Annotated in this window: 13 protein-coding genes; all 13 read left to right on the forward strand. The window is 65.3% G+C overall.

The window, feature by feature from the left end:
- Window positions 1-168: 168 nt before the first annotated feature.
- The 13 genes from GEU01_RS02280 to GEU01_RS02345 all read left to right on the forward strand — a co-directional run bounded on the left by GEU01_RS02280 (window position 169) and on the right by GEU01_RS02345 (window position 18,734).
- Window positions 169-2,322: an RNA degradosome polyphosphate kinase gene (locus GEU01_RS02280; protein WP_231289830.1), complete on the forward strand. Its 2,154-nt coding sequence runs from the start codon at window positions 169-171 to the stop codon at window positions 2,320-2,322.
- A 45-nt stretch (window positions 2,323-2,367) separates the two neighbouring features.
- Complete coding sequence (locus GEU01_RS02285) at window positions 2,368-3,864, forward strand: Ppx/GppA family phosphatase (protein WP_019084774.1); 1,497 nt, start codon at window positions 2,368-2,370, stop codon at window positions 3,862-3,864.
- 359 nt (window positions 3,865-4,223) lie between these two features.
- Window positions 4,224-5,438: an amidohydrolase family protein gene (locus GEU01_RS02295; RefSeq protein WP_456303503.1), complete on the forward strand. Its 1,215-nt coding sequence runs from the start codon at window positions 4,224-4,226 to the stop codon at window positions 5,436-5,438.
- A 247-nt stretch (window positions 5,439-5,685) separates the two neighbouring features.
- A complete protein-coding gene (gene xdhA, locus GEU01_RS02300) occupies window positions 5,686-7,203 on the forward strand; it encodes a xanthine dehydrogenase small subunit (RefSeq protein WP_232272383.1) in 1,518 nt (505 codons plus the stop codon).
- The gene (gene xdhB / locus GEU01_RS02305) at window positions 7,196-9,559 is read left to right on the forward strand and encodes a xanthine dehydrogenase molybdopterin binding subunit (protein ID WP_042710757.1); all 2,364 of its coding nucleotides are present in this window, start codon (window positions 7,196-7,198) and stop codon (window positions 9,557-9,559) included. Before xdhA ends, xdhB begins: the two co-directional genes overlap by 8 nt.
- A gap of 5 nt (window positions 9,560-9,564) precedes the next feature.
- Window positions 9,565-10,419 (forward strand): xanthine dehydrogenase accessory protein XdhC, encoded by an 855-nt coding sequence (xdhC, locus tag GEU01_RS02310; RefSeq protein ID WP_019084779.1) that lies wholly within the window; start codon window positions 9,565-9,567, stop codon window positions 10,417-10,419.
- Window positions 10,416-11,372, forward strand: a complete 957-nt coding sequence (locus tag GEU01_RS02315) for a LysR family transcriptional regulator (RefSeq protein ID WP_019084780.1) — start codon at window positions 10,416-10,418, stop codon at window positions 11,370-11,372. Before xdhC ends, GEU01_RS02315 begins: the two co-directional genes overlap by 4 nt.
- Window positions 11,373-11,543: 171 nt before the next feature.
- A complete protein-coding gene (locus tag GEU01_RS02320) occupies window positions 11,544-13,001 on the forward strand; it encodes an NAD(P)-binding domain-containing protein (protein ID WP_019084781.1) in 1,458 nt (485 codons plus the stop codon).
- Window positions 13,002-13,044: 43 nt separating this feature from the next.
- Window positions 13,045-13,281: a DUF4089 domain-containing protein gene (locus GEU01_RS02325; protein ID WP_010507611.1), complete on the forward strand. Its 237-nt coding sequence runs from the start codon at window positions 13,045-13,047 to the stop codon at window positions 13,279-13,281.
- Window positions 13,278-14,651 carry an AtzE family amidohydrolase gene (locus tag GEU01_RS02330; protein WP_010507610.1) on the forward strand — a complete coding sequence of 458 codons (1,374 nt, stop codon included), beginning with the start codon at window positions 13,278-13,280 and terminating at the stop codon, window positions 14,649-14,651. The genes GEU01_RS02325 and GEU01_RS02330 overlap by 4 nt, the downstream gene beginning before the upstream one ends.
- Entirely contained in the window at window positions 14,651-16,243 is a 1,593-nt protein-coding gene (locus tag GEU01_RS02335; protein WP_019084782.1) for a gamma-glutamyltransferase family protein, read from the forward strand. The genes GEU01_RS02330 and GEU01_RS02335 overlap by 1 nt, the downstream gene beginning before the upstream one ends.
- Window positions 16,237-17,508: an allantoate amidohydrolase gene (locus GEU01_RS02340; protein ID WP_019084783.1), complete on the forward strand. Its 1,272-nt coding sequence runs from the start codon at window positions 16,237-16,239 to the stop codon at window positions 17,506-17,508. The genes GEU01_RS02335 and GEU01_RS02340 overlap by 7 nt, the downstream gene beginning before the upstream one ends.
- On the forward strand, window positions 17,505-18,734 hold the full coding sequence (locus tag GEU01_RS02345) for a pyridoxal-phosphate-dependent aminotransferase family protein (protein WP_019084784.1): 1,230 nt from the start codon (window positions 17,505-17,507) through the stop codon (window positions 18,732-18,734). The genes GEU01_RS02340 and GEU01_RS02345 overlap by 4 nt, the downstream gene beginning before the upstream one ends.
- The last annotated feature ends 3 nt before the right edge of the window (window positions 18,735-18,737 follow it).

Below are 18,737 nucleotides of genomic sequence, written 5' to 3' on the forward strand. Positions count from 1 at the left end.
GGTCGTACGCAACAAGGAATATCACCCCCGAACGGGAGATCGAATCCATTGGCCAGAACGCCCCGTAAAGCCCCCGACGGCACAGCCCCCAAGCCCCGTGCCCGCGCACGCAGCCGCAGGACGGCTGCGACCGGGCGACAGGTGGCGGTGCGCGCGCCGGTGGAACCCATGCCCGACGCGACATCGCCCAAGCGCTTCATCAACCGTGAACTGTCATGGCTCGATTTCAACCAGCGCGTGGTGGATGAAGCCGACAATCCCCGCAACCCGCTGCTTGAACGCGTGCGTTTCCTGTCGATCAGCGCCAGCAACCTTGATGAATTCTATTCCGTGCGCGTGGCGGGGCTGGTGGGACAGGTGCGCGAGGGGCTGGTCAAGACCTCGCCCGACGGGCTGACGCCACAACAGCAGCTTTCCGCCGTGCGCGAACGCACCGGCCGCCTGCTGCAGGAACAGCAGCGCATCTGGCGCGACCTGCAGCGCGAGCTGGAGGGGGCGGGCATTGTCGTATGCGACGAAATCTCCTTTACGGAAGAAGAACAGGCCTGGCTGGAAACCTGTTTCATGGAACGGGTCTTTCCCGTCCTGACGCCGCTGGCGATCGACCCGGCCCATCCGCTGCCCTTCATCCCCAACATGGGCATTGCGCAGGCCCTGCGGCTGATGAATGCCGAAACCGGGCAGTTCGTGATGGAGGCGCTGATCCTGCTGCCCGCGCGGATCGAACGCTTCATCCGGCTGCCCGTCGCCCTGTCGCCGCCGGGGGTGACGCGCTTCATCCTGCTTGAACGCCTGATTGTCATGTGCATCGACCGCCTTTTCCCCGGCCTTGTGGCGGGGGACTGGGGGGTGATGCGCGTGGTGCGCGACACGGACGTGGAATTCGAGGACGAGGCCGAGGATCTGGTCCGTTCGTATGAAAGCGCGCTCAAGCGCCGCAGGCGTGGCGTGGTGATCCACCTCGATATCGAATCCCGCATGCCCGAGGACCTGGCCCGGTCAATGGCGGAAGGGCTGGCCCCGCCCCCTGACGAGGTATTCGTGCAGTCCGGGCTGATCGGGGTGGTGGATCTCAAGCAGCTGATTGTCGATGACCGGCCGGACCTGCTGTTTCCGCCCTATACCCCACGCTTTCCCGAACGGATCGTTGACTGCGGCGGTGACTGCTTCGCCGCGATCCGCGCGCGCGACATGATCGTCCACCATCCGTTCGAAAGCTTTGACGTGGTGGTGCAGTTCCTGCGGCAGGCGGCCATTGACCCCGCCGTGGTGGCGATCAAGCAGACGCTGTACCGCACGTCGCGCGACAGCCCCATCGTCAAGGCCCTGATCGAGGCGGCGGAGGCCGGCAAGGCCGTGACCGCCATGGTGGAACTGCGCGCCCGTTTTGACGAGGAGGCCAACATCCGCCTCGCCCGCGCGCTGGAAGCGGCGGGCGTGCAGGTGGTCTTCGGTTTTTCAGACCTCAAGACACATGCCAAGCTCAGCCTTGTCGTACGGCGGGAGGGCGGCGCGCTGCGGTCCTACGCCCATTTCGGCACCGGCAACTACCACCCGATCACGGCGCGGATCTATACCGACCTGTCGTTCTTTACCTGCAATCCGGAACTGGCGCGGGATTCGGCGCGGCTGTTCAATTACATGACCGGCTATGCCGTGCCCGCGCGGATGGAGGCGATCGCGTTTTCGCCCGTGACCATCCGCCGCACGCTGGAAGACCTGATCGCGGGCGAAATCGCCCATGTGCAGGCAGGGCGTCCGGGGCAGATCTGGCTCAAGATGAACTCCCTGGTGGATCCCGACCTGATCGACCGGTTGTATGCCGCGTCGTGCGCGGGGGTAAAGGTCATGGCCGTGGTGCGCGGCATCTGCTGCCTGCGGCCCGGCGTGCCGGGGCTGTCGGAAAACATCCGGGTCAAGTCGATTGTGGGGCGGTTCCTGGAACACGCGCGCATCTATGCCTTTGGCGATGGGCACCGGCTGCCCAGCAGGCAGGCGAAGCTGTATATCTCATCGGCGGACTGGATGCAGCGCAACATGGACTGGCGGGTGGAAAGCATGGTCCCCATGCTGGACCCGCAGGTGCATGCCCGCGTGCTGGACCAGATCATGATGATCGACCTCAAGGACAACCTGCAGTCATGGATTCTACAGCGCAATGGTGTATGGCGGCGTCTGGAGCCGGGGCGCAGGCCATTTTCGTCGCATGAATATTTCATGGAACATCCGGTTCATGCGGGGCGCGGCGCCACGGCGGGGGAAGCCCCGATCCGGGTCAGCGCGTCACAGCCATGGCATGCGGAACAGACTATTGAGGACTGAGGATTACGGTATGGACGCGGTCATGGCAGTATGGGCGGACGACGTATGGGGCCGGATGTGACGGGTGTGGGCGGGTTTCGCCGTTCGGCGGTCATAGATCTGGGATCGAATTCTGTCCGGCTTGTGGTGTTTGACGGGATTTCACGCAATCCGGCCCCCATTTTCAATGAAAAGGTGGTCCTGCGGCTGGGCCGGGGCCTGAACGCGACGGGGCGCCTGAATGAAGAAGCCGTGCCGCTGGCGATGGAGGTCATGGCCCGTTTCAACGCCATTGCGCGCGGGATGGAGGCCAGTCCCTTCGAGGTGCTGGCCACCGCCGCCGTGCGGGACGCCAGCAATGGGCCGGAATTCGTGGCGGGGCTGAAATCACGCCTGCCCGGCGTGCCGATCCGTATCCTGAGCGGAGAGGAGGAAGCCGATTATTCCGCCACCGGCGTGCTGTGCGGCATACCCGATGCCAATGGTCTGGTGGCCGATATCGGTGGCGGGTCGCTGGAACTGATCCGGCTGGAAAACGGGCGCAAGCTCAATGCCTGCACCCTGCCGCTGGGTGTGATCCGGCTCAACGACCGTGCCGATGGCGACCTTGCCCGCGCGCGCGCGCTGGTGGATGAGGATCTGGCCCGCGTCGGCTGGCTGGATGATGTGCAGGACCAGGACCTGTACCTGGTGGGCGGCGCGTTCCGTGCACTGGCGCGCATGCAGATCGCGCGCACGGCCTATCCGCTGAATATCGTCCATCTTTATCGCCTGGCCCCCGATACGGGGCGGGAAATGGCGGACTGGATCATCGGCGCGGGCAAGCGTTCGCTTGAGCGCCTGCCGGGCGTGCCGCGCAAGCGGCTGGAGGATGCGCCCTATGCCGCAACCGTGCTGCGCAGGCTCATGCGGCGCACGCGTTCAACGGGGCTGGTGTTCTGTGTCGATGGCCTGCGCGAAGGGTGGTACATGCGCAATGTTGCCGCAAGTGTTGCCGATAACGACCCGCAGGATGCCGTGGCGCGGGAAATGTGCTGCATGCTGGGCCGCAGCGTGACCCTGCCGGAACGGCTGGCGGAATGGACCGCGCCCCTTTTCCCCGATGAAGGGCAGGTGGCGACCCGCCTGCGCGGGGTTGCGTGCTGGCTGTCGGATGTGGGCGCGCATGATCACCCCGAATACCGGGCGGAACAGACCTACCTGCGTATCCTGCGCATGCAGGGCGTGGGCTTTACCCATCAGGCGCGGGCCTTCCTGTCGTTGACGCTTGCGGTGCGGTACGGGGCCGATCTGTCGGTGGCGTACCTGCAGCCATCGCGGCAGTTGCTGGATCAGGTGCAGTTTGGCCGCGCCGTGGCGCTGGGGCAGGCGTTGCGGCTGGCCTATACCGTCAGTGGCGGGACCGAGGCGCTGCTGGATGGCACGCGGCTGGAATGTGAGGATCGTGTCCTGTCCCTGCATTTCGCGCCCGGGCGTGACGTGGTGCAGGGCGAAAGCGTGCGGCGCAGGCTGGAACGCCTGGGCAATGAGCTGGACATGACGGTCCGGATCCGCGACCACTGACCCGTATGGGGCTGGAAACAATAAAATTTTTGGTGAAGCTTTTTTCCAAAAAGCTTCAGGGGAGTGTTGCCTTTCTGAAAAAAGGCGACGCGGCAAAACTTTTTGTAATTTGCACGATGCCGCAAGGACGGGCTTTTCAGGCGGTCTCTTCAGGTATGGGCAGGACATAACGCAGCATGGGCACACGGCATGGACACACGCGCGACCTGCTGCTGATCCGTGGCGGGACGGTGGTGACGGCGCAGGCGTCATTCCGGGTTGACGTGCTGTGCGGTGGCGAGGGCGAGATCCTGGCCGTTGGCCCCGACCTGGACAGGCCGACCGGCTGCACGGTGGTGGATGCGGGGGGGCTGCTGGTCATGCCCGGCGGGGTGGACCCGCAGGTTGGCATTGGCGCGGATGACGCCGGTTTCGCCCGCACGGTGGCGGCGCTGTCCGGTGGCACCACCACCATACTCGACACCATGCGTCCCGACGGTAGCGGACTGGATGCGGCATGGCGGGACTGGCGGNNNGCCGCACGCCATGCCCATGTCGATGTCGGGCTGCATATGGCGCTGCCCGATGCCAGTGCATCCGTGCTGCGGCACATGGATGAACTGGTTGCGGACAGGGGGGTGAATGCCTTCCGCCTGTCCATGGCGGATGGACTGTCTGATCGCGATATCCTGCAACTGACCCGCCATGCCGCCGATTATGGCGCCCTGTGCATGATCGAGGCCCAGAATGCGCAGGCCGTGGCCTACCTGCGGGCGGAACTGGATCATGCAGGCATTACCGGCAACGAGGCCTGCCTGCTGTCCGCCCCGCCGCAGGTCGAGGACGAAGCGGTGGGCCGCGCCATCATGCTGGCAGGACTGGCCGGGGGGCCGGTGCATGTGGGGCCGGTATCCACCATTGGCGCCACGGACATCCTGGCGCATGCACGCCTGCGCGGGCAGCGGGTGGAGGGTCATGTGCTGGCCCCCCATCTGGTGGTGGATGAAGCGGTCTATGATCCCGAGGGCGATGCTGCATCGGATCCCTGCGTCACCCTGCCACCCTTTCGTGACGGCACGCACCGGCGGGCGTTATGGGGTGGGCTGGCATCAGGCAATATCGGCATGGTGGCCAGTGGCTTCCGCCCGTCCGGTGCTGCTGGAAACGGGGTGACTGATGGGCTTGCGCAGCGCATGCGCGTGGTCTGGCAGCACGGCGTGCGCGCGGGTATCCTGACGGCGGAGGAATTCGTGGCCGTCACATCGCAGGCGGCGGCCCGCGCCTTCAACATCTACCCCCGCAAGGGCGCGATCATGCCGGGGGCCGATGCCGATATCGTACTGTGGGATCCCGATGCGCTGGAAACGTGCACATCCGGCCTGTATGCCGGGATCACGCTGGGTGGCAGGGCGGTGCGGGTCATTCGCGGCGGGGTGACGGTGTGGCAGGACGACATGCCGTGCGAAGGCGTGGGATATGGGGCCTACGTGCCATGTCCGGCCTTCAGCCCCGGACTGTCGGAACGGATGCGCAGGGCGGCGCACCTGTCCATGCATGACGGCGAAATACAGGATCGTGGCCCTGGAGCATGTTGATAAAAAACAACAAAAATTTTTGGGTGTCGCCTTGTCTGAAAAAGGCGGCGTTTCAGGAAGCTTTCTGAAAAAGCACCACCAGAAACTTCCTGAATAATTTGCCGGATATCCCAAGGACGGGTTTTTCAGGCCGTCTCCTGTCCTTTGCCGGGGTGACAAGGCCGGACCGGGTTCCATATATTACATAGATCAGAATGAAAGGCTGTTCCGGCTGTCTGCCTTGAGGGGGGTGAGGCAGTCCGTGGCCATGATAGAGGGAACAGATTTGACGGGGATCAGACACGGTATCCGTTTCTATGTCGGAAACGAATGCCATACGTTGGCCGATGTCGCGCCAACGCGTACGCTGCTGGACTGGCTACGGGAAGATCGCGGCCTGACCGGCACCAAGGAAGGCTGCAACGAAGGCGATTGCGGGGCCTGCACCGTGCTGGTGGTGCGGCTGGAAGGGGACCGTCTGGTCTGGCGCGCGGTCAATGCGTGCATCCAGTTCGTGTCCATGCTGGACGGTGCGCAGGTCCTGACCATCGAGGACATGCGCGCGCCCGATGGCAGCCTGCACCCGGTGCAGCAGGCCATGGTGGACCAGCATGGCTCGCAATGCGGTTTCTGCACGCCCGGTTTTGTCATGTCCATGGTGGCCGGGCGCAAGGCCGACGGGCTGGCGCAGGATGAACACGCGATTGACGACATGCTGGCCGGCAACCTGTGCCGCTGCACCGGATATGCGCCGATCGTGCGTGCCATGCGGCAGGCCATGCAGGCGGGACCGGACCATTTTGACGCCATGGCTGGAGAAATCGCCGACCGGCTGCGCGCCCTGTGCGATGGGGCCACGGTCGAATGCGATGGACCAGCGGGCCGCCTGACCATTCCGGCAAGTGCTGACGCACTGGCGCAGGCCATGATGGCGGATCCCGATGCACGGATCGTGGCCGGGGCGACCGATGTGGGCCTGTGGGTGACCAAGGGGATGCGGAACCTGCCGCACGTTGTCGCCATCGGGCAGGTGCCTGACCTGCGCCGGATCGAATGTGATGGGGATGGGGTGTATCTCGGCGCTGCGGTAACATGGCAGGAGGCCCGCGCGGCACTGGCCGACATCCTGCCGCAGCCGGATACGGAGATCATCCGCCGCATCGGCTCGGTGCAGGTGCGCAACAGCGGCACGGTATGCGGCAATATCGCCAATGGATCACCCATTGGCGACGGACCGCCGGTGCTGATCGCTGCGGGGGCGAAACTGCACCTGCGCCGTGGCGACGCGCGGCGTGTCATCGCGCTGGAAGATTTCTTCATCGATTATGGCAGGCAGGACCGTGCGCCCGGTGAGTTTGTGGAAGGTGTAAGCATTCCCCGTCCCGGCGCGGAGACGGTTGTGCGTGCCTGGAAAGTTTCCAAGCGGTTCGATCAGGATATTTCCGCCATTCTGGGGGCATTTTCCCTGACGTTTGCGCCGGATGGCGCCATTGCCAGCGCCCGCGTGGCCTTTGGCGGCATGGCGGCCACCCCACGCCGTGCCACCCGGACGGAGGCGGCACTTGAAGGTCATATGTGGGATGAAACCACGCTGGCGGCGGCGCGTCAGGCCATCATGGATGATTTCGCCCCCATTACCGACATGCGGGCCAGCGACTGGTACCGCCGCACGGTTGCGGCCAATCTGCTGACCCGGCTTTACGCCGATTGCGGGCCGGAAAGCGCACGCGCCGATATCAGCGTGCGCGCGGCCTGCGCCAATGCGGGAGGACACGCCCATGGCTGATGGAAACGGCTTTGCCAATGCATCCCCCACGGCGGGCGACGGCATTGTGCCCGGTGGGGCATCAGGCAGCCTGCGGCATGAAAGTGCCGCCATGCATGTCCAGGGCAGCGCCGCCTATATTGATGACCTGCCCGAACCGCGCGGCACGCTGCATCTGGTTCCGGGACTGAGCACCCGCGCCCATGCCCGGATCCTGTCCATGGACCTTGAGGCCGTGCGGCAGGTGGATGGCGTGGTGGGCGTCTATACCGCCGCCGACATTCCCGGTGACAACCAGATCAGCCCCGTGGGCAAGGGGGACGAACCGCTGCTGGCAACCACCGAAGTCTCGTTCTATGGCCAGCCGATGTTCGTGGTTGCCGCCACCACCCGTGGTGCGGCGCGTCGCGCCGTACGTCTGGCGAAGGTGGAATATGAGGACCTGCCCGCCATCCTGAACGTGGCCGAGGCCCGTGCCGCCGGTAGCCCGCTGGTCTGGCGGCCAATGGAAATGAAGCGCGGCGACGTGGAGGCGGGACTTGGGCACGCGCCCCGCAGGCTGTCGGGCCGCGTGATCGTGGGCGGGCAGGAACATTTCTACCTTGAAGGGCAGGTCGCGCTGGCCCGCCCGGGTGAAGAGGGGGAGATGCATGTCACCTCGTCCACCCAGCACCCGACCGAAACCCAGCATATGGTCGCCCATGTGCTGGACCGTCCCGCCAACCTGGTCACGGTCGAGGTCCGGCGCATGGGCGGTGGCTTTGGCGGCAAGGAAACGCAGGCCAACGCCTGTGCCTGCCTTGCCGCCCTAGTGGCCGACCGGACCGGGCGTGCGGCCAAGATGCGGCTGGACCGTGATGACGACATGACCATGACCGGCAAGCGGCATGATTTCGTCATTGATTACGATGTCGGCTTTACCGACGAGGGCCAGATCGTTGCCGTGGACATGGTGCTGGCGGCGCGGTGCGGGTGGTCGGCCGACCTGTCCGGCCCCGTGATCGACCGCGCACTGTTCCATGCCGATAATGCCTATTTCTATCCCGACGTGCGCCTGCGTTCCGAGCCACTGCGCACCAATACGCAGTCCAACACCGCCTATCGCGGTTTTGGCGGCCCGCAGGGCGTTGTCGCGGCGGAACGCGTGATCGAGGAAATCGCCTTTGCCACCGGGCTTGACCCGCTGGAGGTCCGCCAGCGCAACGTCTATGGCACGCATGATCGCAACGTCACGCCCTACAACATGGTGGTCGAGGACTCGATCACCGCCGAACTGCTGCCCGAACTGGCGCGGCGCTGCCATTACGTAAAACGGCGCCAGGCCTGCCGCGCGTTCAATGTCGACAGCCCCTACCTGCGGCGCGGCATCGCGATCACGCCGGTCAAATTCGGCATTTCCTTTACCGCCACCCATTACAACCAGGCCGGTGCGCTGGTTCATGTCTATACCGACGGGTCGGTGCAGGTGAACCATGGCGGCACGGAAATGGGGCAGGGCCTGCATACCAAGATGGTGCAGGTCGCCATGCGTGAATTGGGCCTGGGCACGGATCAGGTACGCATTACCGCCACCACGACCGGCAAGGTACCCAATACGTCGGCCACGGCGGCGTCCTCGGGCGCGGACCTTAATGGCATGGCTGTTCTGGACGCGGTGCGCCGCATCAAGCGCAGGCTGGTGGAATTCGCGGCCGCCCACTGGAACGTGGGCGAGGACGAAGTCCGCTTCGCCCCCGATGGCGTGCATGTGGGGCACAGGGTCATCGCGTTTGCGCACCTGACGCGGCAGGCCTATTTCGCGCGCGTGTCCATGTCCGCCAACGGGTTTTACAAGACGCCGAAGATTTCATGGAATGGCGATACCGGGCAGGGCCGTCCGTTCTATTACTTCGCCTATGGCGCGGCCTGTTCGGAGGTCGTGATCGACCTGCTGACGGGTGAGATGAAGATCGACCGCGTGGATATCCTGCATGACGCGGGGCAGTCCCTGAACCCCGCGCTGGATATCGGCCAGATCGAAGGGGGATTCGTGCAGGGCGCCGGGTGGCTGACGTGTGAGGAACTGGTCTGGGACAAGGCGGGCCGCCTGCGCACGCATGCGCCCAGCACGTACAAGATCCCGGCCTGTTCCGACCGCCCGTGGGTATTCAATGTCGAACTGCTGGAAAACGCGCCCAATCGCGAATACACCATCTTCCGTTCCAAGGCGGTGGGGGAACCGCCCTTCGTCCATGGTGTGTCGGTGCTGCAGGCGGTGTCCGATGCGCTGGCCAGCCTGGATGGCTATCGCACATGTCCCCGTCTGGACGCGCCCGCCACGCCGGAAATGATCCTGCGCGTGGCCGAACGCATGCGGCACGGCAACCCGCCCGCCTGAGTGCCATGAGCATGGAAATGCGCGCGGATCTGGTGCGCTGGCGGCTGTCAGGCCAGCCGGTCGCCCGGATCAGTGTATCGGAAGCACGCGGGTCTACCCCGCGTGAGGCCGGGACCTTCATGCTGGTCACGCCCACCGAACACTCCGGCACGATCGGTGGCGGCGATCTGGAATGGAACGCGATCCATCAGGCGCGCAGGCTGCTGGATGCGGGGTGGCGGATGCTGGTGCAGCGCATAAGCCTTGGCGGCAGTTCGGGGCAGTGCTGCGGTGGCGAGGTCCAGTTGACCCTTGATGTGCCGGATCCGCCGGGTCTGGATGGCATCATGGCACGGCTTGAACACCTGCGCCGCACGCAGCCGCTGCTGCTGCTGTTTGGCGCGGGGCATGTGGGCCGCGCGCTGGCGCATGTGCTGGCCCCGCTGCCGCTGCGGCTGGCATGGTGCGATTCGCGGCCGCATGAATTCGGCCCCTCCGTTCCCCCGGGTGTTACGGTGCATGATGATGGTGCATGGGAACCGCTTGTGGCCCACGCCCCGCCGGGTTCCGGTGCGCTGGTGCTGACACAGAGCCACGCGCTGGACAGCCTTATTGTTGCATCCCTCCTCGAACGGGGTGATTTTCGCTATGTCGGGCTGATAGGCTCGCACACGAAACGCCGCCGGTTCGAGGCGGGCTTCCGTCGGATCGGCCTGCCCGAGGACCGGATTGCCGCCATGGTCTGCCCGATCGGGGGGCGTGACATACGCGACAAGCGGCCTGCCGTCATTGCCGCACTGGTCGCAGCGGAAATCGTCACCCGCTTCCTGCATCCGGCGCAGGCAGGCGGTCATGCAAACGGGGATGACACCAGCCCATGAATGATCCGCTTTCCCGTACCCCCCGCATGATGCGGCTGCATGCGCGGGGCATTTCCTATTTCAATGCCGTGCGGGAATGCCGGTCGATCCGCGAGGCCGCGCGCAGGCTGAATGTCACGCCATCCGCCCTGACCCGCCAGCTTGCGCAGATGGAAGCCGAAATCGGCGCCCCCCTGTTCGACCGCCTGCCCGATGGCATGGTGCTGACGGAAGTGGGCACGATCATGGCCCGTCATATCGTGACCGTGATGCAGGATGCCGCCCGGACGGAAGAACAGATCAACGCCCTGTCCGGCCGGCATGACGGGCGGCTGCGCATCATGGCGGTGGAAGGGATCGCGGGGCAGTTGCTGCCCGCCCTGCTGGAACGCATCATTTCCGCCTATCCGTCCGTGGAACTGCATGTGGAGGTCGGCGCGCCCAAGACCATCGTATCAGCCCTGCAGGACGGGCGGGTGGATCTGGGCATTGCGTTTTCGCTGGCGCTGTATCCCGAACTGCGGCGCGTGGCGGTCGGGCATTTCCCGGTGGGGGCCGTGGTGCGTGCGGATCATCCGCTGGCGCATCTGCGCACTGTCACGGTGGAGGAATGCACCGCCTATCGCCTGATCCTGCCCACGCGCACGCTGTCGCTGTACCGTGTCATGGAACCCATGCTGCGTCCGTGGCAGGACAGGCTGAACGTGGTGCTGCAGACCGGATCGATCGAACTGACCAACCGCATGGTGCAGGCGGGGGCGGGGCTGGCGTTCCAGTCACCGCTGGCGGTGGGCGTGCAGCCGGGACAGGACAGCCTGCGCCATGTGCCGCTGCGTGACACGCGCGCGGTGACGGACCTGGGGGCCTATGTGCGCGAATCCCGCTGGCTGCCGCCCCTGCTGGAAACGGTGATCGAGGAACTGCGCCTGGAACTGCGTCGCGTGCAGGGGGTCAGCGACGAACGGGTGGTCTGACCCCGTGTTGCGTTTTGGGCAACGGAACGGTCAGATCATTATACTAGACGAAACAGGTAGCGGGCTGATTAGATTTACCCATCATGGTGCGGTTGGGGACTATCCGCATGGCGTCGGGGGACGCCATGCGGGCTGCATCGACAAACAGTAAAACATGATGGGAACCCGCAGATGGACACCACAACGCCGCCGAATGCCCGGATGGACAGCGGGCTTGCAGCACTGGATGCGGCGGTGCGCCGGGATCTGGAAATCATCCGCTATCCCCGCAAGGAATGGGTTCCCCCCATGGAACGTGACGGCCAGCGCGTGCTGGACGTGGCCATTATCGGGGCGGGGCAGGGTGGTCTTGCCACGGCCTTTGCGCTCAAGCGCAACAACATCACCAATGTCCGGATTTTCGATCGTGCGGCGAAGGGCGGCGAAGGCCCGTGGGTGACATTCGCGCGCATGATCACGCTGCGCACGCCCAAATACGTGACCGGCCCCGACCTTGGCGTGCCCTCGCTTACGCCGCGTTCATGGTATGAAGCCCAGCATGGGGCCGAGGCATGGGAAAAGCTGGACAAGATCCCGCGCGGGCAGTGGCAGGACTATCTGGACTGGTACCGCGACATCCTGAAGCTGCCGGTTGCCAATGACCATGATTTCCAGGGTGTTACATGGGAAGACGGCCTGCTGCGCCTGACCTTCCGCCGCCCCGACGGCTCCACCCATGTGCATTATGCCCGCAAGCTGGTGCTGGCCACCGGGATTGAAGGCTGCGGTTCGTGGCATGTGCCCGACTTCATCCGTGATGGCCTGCCGCGCGCGCGGTATGCCCATACGTCGGAAGACATCGACTTCGCGGCGCTGAAGGGCAAGCGCATTGGCGTGCTGGGGGCCGGGGCATCCGCGTTCGACAACGCGGCCACGGCGCTGGAAGAAGGCGCGGGCAGTGTCACGCTGTGCCTGCGGCGCAAGGAAATCCCTTCCATCAACCCCTACCGGTGGATGGAGAATACCGGCTTCCTCGCCTACTACCCCGCCCTGTCCGATGACCTGCGCTGGGGTTTCATGCGCCGGATATTCGAACTCAACCAGCCGCCGCCGCAGGATACGTTCTGGCGCTGCCGCCGCCATGAAAACTTCTCCTTCCGCACCGGATGCCCGTGGACGGGCGCGCGCATGGATGGGGACGAGATCGTGGTCGATTCGCCCACGGGTGAAATGCGCTTCGATTTCGTGATCATCGGCACCGGGTTCACGACCGACCTGTCACGCCGGCCGGAAACGAAATCCTTTGCATCTTCCGTCGCCCTGTGGGGCGATCGCTATACCGCGCCTGCGGGGGCGGAAAGCGCCGTGCTGGAAAGCTATCCCTATCTGGGTGAAAACTACCAGTTCCTGCCGCGCCGGGCGGATGACGCGCTGGCGCCCATGCTGGCGAACATCCACAATTTCACGTTTTCGGCAACGCCCAGCATGGGACTGTCGGGGGCGTCGATCAGCGGCATGCGCTTTGGCGTGGAACGCCTGGCCCGCGGGCTGGGGCGTGACCTGTATGTGGCTGATGGCAGGCAACACCTTGAAAGTCTGCTGGCCTATGACGTGCCGGAACTGGTCAGTCTCGATCCTCCTGTTGCATGATGCGCCCCGGGTAGATTGATCCATCCGGGAGAGAGTTGAGTAGATGAGCAGCGCAGCACGCCTTTCCCCCCCGTCGCCGGGTCTTTCCGGCGCGGGGGGGCATGATGACCGCAAGGTTCCCCCCGTGGCCGACATGGCGCGGATTATCGGCCTGTCCATACCGGCCGCCTGCATGCCCGACGTGGTGGCGAATACAGCCCTGCTGCACGGTTATGCTGATCTGGTCGGCAGCTTTGCGCTGCCGGATGACTGTGAACCTGCCTACGAGTACGTGCCATGACCGTTCATGGGCACAAGGCGGGGGCAGCCCTTGCCATTGCGGCGGATGTGCGCGCGGGCCGTCGCAGCGCCGTATCGGTCGTGACGGACGTGATTGCGGATATCGAAGCCCGTGACACCCGCTTCAACAGTGTCACCCGCATCCTTGGTCCCGCCGCCGTGGCGCAGGCCGAGGAAGTGGACAAAACCATTGCCGCGGGCCGCGATCCCGGCCCGCTGGCGGGCGTGCCTTTCGGGGTGAAGGACCTGTTTGACGTCCGGGGCGAAGTCACCACGGCAGGGTCCATCGTGCTGCGCGACAACCTGCCCGCCACGCGTGACGCGGTTGTCGTCGAACGCCTGCGGGCCGCGGGCGCCGTGCCGGTCGCGACCCTGAACATGGATGAATTCGCCTACGGTTTTTCCACTGAAAACGCCCATACCGGCACGACCCGCAACCCGCATGATACCGCGCGTCTGGCCGGTGGGTCATCGGGCGGGTCGGCGGCGTCGGTGGCGGCTGGCCTGCTGCCATTCACGCTGGGGTCGGACACCAACGGGTCCATCCGCATCCCGTCCTCGCTGTGCGGGGTATGGGGGCTGAAGCCGACCTATGGGCAGATGCCGCTGGGCGGTGTCTATCCGTTCGTGGCCAGTCTGGATGTGGTTGGTCCCATGGCGGACACGGTGGAGGACCTGCGGGCCGTCTACACCATCATGGCCGGTGGCGCGCCGGTGGGCGAACCCGATGTGGGTGATGTGCGCGTGGCCCGCCTTGGTGGCTGGTTTGCAAATAATATCAGCACGGAACTGACGACAGGTATTGACGCCGTCATGGCGCATCTGGGCCGGGACCAGGTGATCGAACTGCCGGAAGTCGCGCGTGCGCGGGCATCCGCCTTCCTGATCAGTGCGGCGGAGGGGGGCAACCTGCACCTTGCGCGCCTGCGGCGGCGGTCCATGCAGTATGATCCCGCGACACGCGGGCGGCTTATGGCCGGGGCCATGCTGCCAGCCGCAACATTCGTGCAGGCGCAGCGTTTCCGTCGCTGGTTCCGTGAACATGTGCATGCCGCCCTTGCCCATGCGGATGTGCTGGTCGCCCCCACCACGGTGGGCGTTGCACCGCGTATCGACCAGCCTTCCATCGTGGTGGACGGCCGGACAGTTTCCGCCCGTGCCAATCTTGGCATTTTCACGCAACCGATCAGCCTTGCGGGCCTGCCGGTGCTGGCGGCCCCGCTGTCGGTGGACGGCCTGCCGCTGGGCATCCAGCTTATTGGCGCGCCGGGCGGGGAGGCGAAGCTGTTTGCCGTGGCAGCCGAACTGCAGCGCGCGGGACTTGCCGCCTGTCGCCCGCTTGATGCGGGATACGCACGGAAGGACAGCTGATGCTGAATACGCCGCGTTCATGCCGGGGGATGGTCACATCCCCCCACCATCTGGCCAGTCAGGCCGGTCTTGACGTGCTCAAGGCCGGTGGCACCGCGCTGGAGGCCGCAGTCGCGACGGCAGCCGCGCTGGCCGTGGTCTATCCGCACATGACCGGTATCGGTGGTGATGCGTTCTGGCTGACCATGTGGCCTGATGGACGGGTGGAAACCATCGATGCCTGTGGGGCGGCGGCGCAGAAGGCCGATGCCGGTTTCTACCATGCGGCGGGGCTGGATACGATTCCGTGGCGCGGCCCGCTGGCGGCCAATACCGTGGCGGGTACCATCTCGGGATGGGATCTTGCGCTGTCATGGAGCCACGCAATGGCGCCCGCCCTGCCACTGGGCCGCGTATTGCGTGACGCGATGTTCTATGCCGAGCAGGGCGCGCCCGTTACCGACAGCGCAGCCGGAATTACGGCTGAAAAAGCCGATGAACTGAAAGATGTCCCCGGTTTCGCGGAACTGTTCATGCCCGGCGGCAAACTGCCGCAGCCCGGCGACATCCTGCACAATCCGCGCCTTGCCAATACATTGCGGCAACTGGCGGATGAAGGCCTGTCGAGCTTTTATCGCGGCAATGTCGCGCGTGAACTGGCTGCCGACCTGCATGACCTTGGCAGCCCGCTGGCCCTTGCGGACCTGCAGGCGCACAGGGCCACCCATCAGCCAGCCCTGCATGCCCGCATCAACGGGGCGGACCTATATAACATGGCCCCCCCGACGCAGGGCGTGGCGTCCCTGCTGATCCTTGCGCTGTTCGACCGGCTGAAGGCGGCGAAGGCGGATGATTTCGATTACCTGCACGGGCTGGTCGAGGCGACAAAACAGGCCTTCCGTTATCGCGACACCCATGTGGGCGATCCCGCCTACATGACGGTTCAGGCGCAGGACATTCTTGATGACCGCAAGGCGCTGGATCGCATGGCCGCCAGCATCGATCCCAACCGGGCGGCCCCATGGCCGTGGCCGTCACAGGCGGGCGATACGGTCTGGCTGGGCGTGGTTGATTCCGACGGTCTGGCCGTCAGCATGATCCAGAGCCTGTATTTCGAATACGGATCGGGCATCGTGCTGCCGCGCACCGGCGTGGTCTGGCAGAACCGTGGCACCAGCTTCGGCCTTGACCCGCAGGGGTGGAATGGCCTGCGCCCCGGTCGCAAGCCGTTCCACACGCCCAACCCCGCCGGTGCCCGTTTCGATGACGGGCGCACCATGGTCTATGGCACCATGGGGGGCGAGGGGCAGCCACAGACACAGGCCGCCATCTTCACCCGTTACGCGCGCTACGGCATGGAACTGCAGGAAGCGGTGACCGCGCCGCGCTGGCTGCTGGGGCGGACATGGGGCGAAAGCAGTGTCAGCCTGAAATACGAAGACCGCTTTGATCCCGAAGTGATTGCCCGGATGCAGGCTGCGGGTCACCAGATGGAACGCGTCGCGCCGTTTTCTTCCAAGATGGGTCATGCGGGTGCGCTGGTGCGCCATGCTTCCGGCCTGCTGGAAGGGGCGACCGATCCGCGCAGCGACGGGTGCGTCGCGGCATGGTAGCGCAGGCAGGCAACATGGATCACCCATCTGGCGCGCGTGCGGTCGCGCGCTGTATTGAACTGGGCCGCGCACCGTATTCGGAAATGGAAGGCGGGCTGTTCCGCCCCTATCTCGGCCCGTCCTACCGCGCCGCCTGTGAGCGGCTGGCGCAATGGATGTCTGATGCGGGCATGACCACGCGCATGGACGCGGCGGGCAACCTGATTGGCCGGTACGAAGGGCTTGCGCCTGATGCTCCGGTGGTGCTGCTGGGATCGCATATCGACAGCGTGCGTGATGGCGGGTTCTTTGACGGGATGCTGGGGGTAGTCCTTGGCATTGAAACCGTGGCCCATTTCGCCCGATCGGGAAAACGCTTTCCCTTCGCACTGGAAGTCGTGGGGTTTGGTGATGAGGAAGGATCGCGCTTTCCATCCGGTATGCTGACCTCCCATGCCGTGGCGGGCGTGCTGGAAACACCGGATCCGGCCATGCGTGACTGGGCCGAGACCGCGACGCTGGCCAGCGCGCTGGAAGGTTTCGGGCTGGATGTGGGACGCATGCATACCGCGTCGCGCAAGGGCGATCCGATCGTGGCCTATGTCGAGGCGCATATCGAACAGGGACCGGCGCTGGAAGCCGAAGGCCGCGCCCTTGGCGTGGTCAGCGCCATTGCGGCCCAGCACCGTTACCGCGTGACATTGCGCGGCATGGCGGGCCATGCGGGCACCGTGGCCATGAAGCTGCGGCGCGATGCGCTGGCGGGGGCTGCGGAAATCATCCTTGCCGCCGAACGCGTGGGCCGCGCTGGCACGGACGGACTGGTGGCGACCGTCGGGTCTCTGGATGTCATGCCGGGTGCGGCCAATGTCGTGCCGGGCGATGTGGTGTTCACCATTGATGTCCGTGCGGGGACAAATGCCACCCGCGACCGTGCGGCGCGTGAAATCCTGGACATGGCCCGTGATGTCGCGGCCCGGCGCGGGCTGGAAATGGATGTGGCGTTGCAGCAGGATCTTGACGCCACGCCGTGTGATCCGGTGCTGACGGATCTTATGGAACAGGCGGTGCGCGACGTGACCCATGCCCCGGCCCCCGTGCTGGTCAGCGGGGCGGGACATGACGCCATGATCATGGCGCATCTGGCCCCGGTTTCCATGCTGTTCATCCGGTGCGCGGGCGGGATCAGCCACAACCCGGCGGAATCCGTAACAGATGCCGATACGGATGCCGCCCTGCGCGCGATGATTACCTTTATCGGACTTTTTGAAAGACACTTCGGATGACCCAGACCTTTTTCGGCCAGATCAATCCTCCCGCCCGGTTGCTGATGGGGCCGGGACCGGTCAATGCACACCCGCGCGTGCTGCGGGCCATGGCGGCCGACATGCTGGGGCAGTTCGACCCGGAAATGACCGAATACATGAACCAGACGATGGATCTGTACCGTCAGGTGTTCATGACCAACAATCGCTGGACCTTTCTGGTTGATGGCACGGCGCGCGCGGGGATCGAGGCATCGCTGGTCTCGCTGGTTGAACCGGGGATGAAGCTGCTGATCGTGCGCGCGGGCCGGTTCGGGCTGCTGCTGTCCGAAATCGCGCAGCGCATTGGCGCCGAAATCGTGACGCTGGACATTCCGTGGGGCGAAGTCGCCACGCTGGAGCAGATCGAGGACGCGATCACCACCCACCGCCCGCATGTGCTGGCGTGCATCCATGGTGATACGTCCACCACCATTGCCCAGCCGCTGGACGGGGTGGGCGCGCTGTGCCGCAAGTATGACGTGCTGTCCTATGTTGACACCACCGCGACGCTGGGCGGGATGGAGGTCGCGACCGACCGCTGGGGCGTGGACGTGGTCAGTGGCGGGCTGCAGAAATGCATGGGCGGCCCGCCGGGTTCAGCCCCCATCACCATTTCCGACCGCGCGGCGGAACACATCTTCGCCCGCCGCCATGTCGAGGCCGGAATCCGTGGCAGCGACACGCGCGATGGCACGCGGGCGCGCATTCCGTCCAACTATTTCGATCTGGCCATGGTCATGGATTACTGGTCCGAAAAGCGCCTGAACCACCATACCGAGGCGACAACCATGCTGTATGGCGCACGCGAAGCCGCCCGCGTGGTGCTGGAGGAAGGATTGCAGGCCCGCTTCGCCCGCCATGCCCGTGCATCGCGCGCGGTCTGTGCCGGGCTGCGCGCCATCGGGCTGGAACTGTTTGGTGGCGACGAATACCGCATGACCAACGTGACCGGCGTGTACATTCCCAAGGGCGTGGATGGCGAAAAGGTGCGCGCCCGCATGCGCGAGGATTTCGAGATCGAGATCGGTTCCGCCTTCGGTCCGCTGCAGGGCAGGATCTGGCGCATCGGGGCGATGGGCTACAACGCCGAAAAGCACAAGGTGCTGCTGACCATCGGCGCGCTGGAAACCGTCCTGCGCCATGAAGGCCACGGCTTTGCCGCGGGCCGTGGCGTTGATGCCGCCCTTGCGGCCTATGACGCATAAGAA

Source organism: Komagataeibacter europaeus LMG 18890, assembly GCF_000285295.1.
GTDB lineage: Bacteria > Pseudomonadota > Alphaproteobacteria > Acetobacterales > Acetobacteraceae > Komagataeibacter > Komagataeibacter europaeus.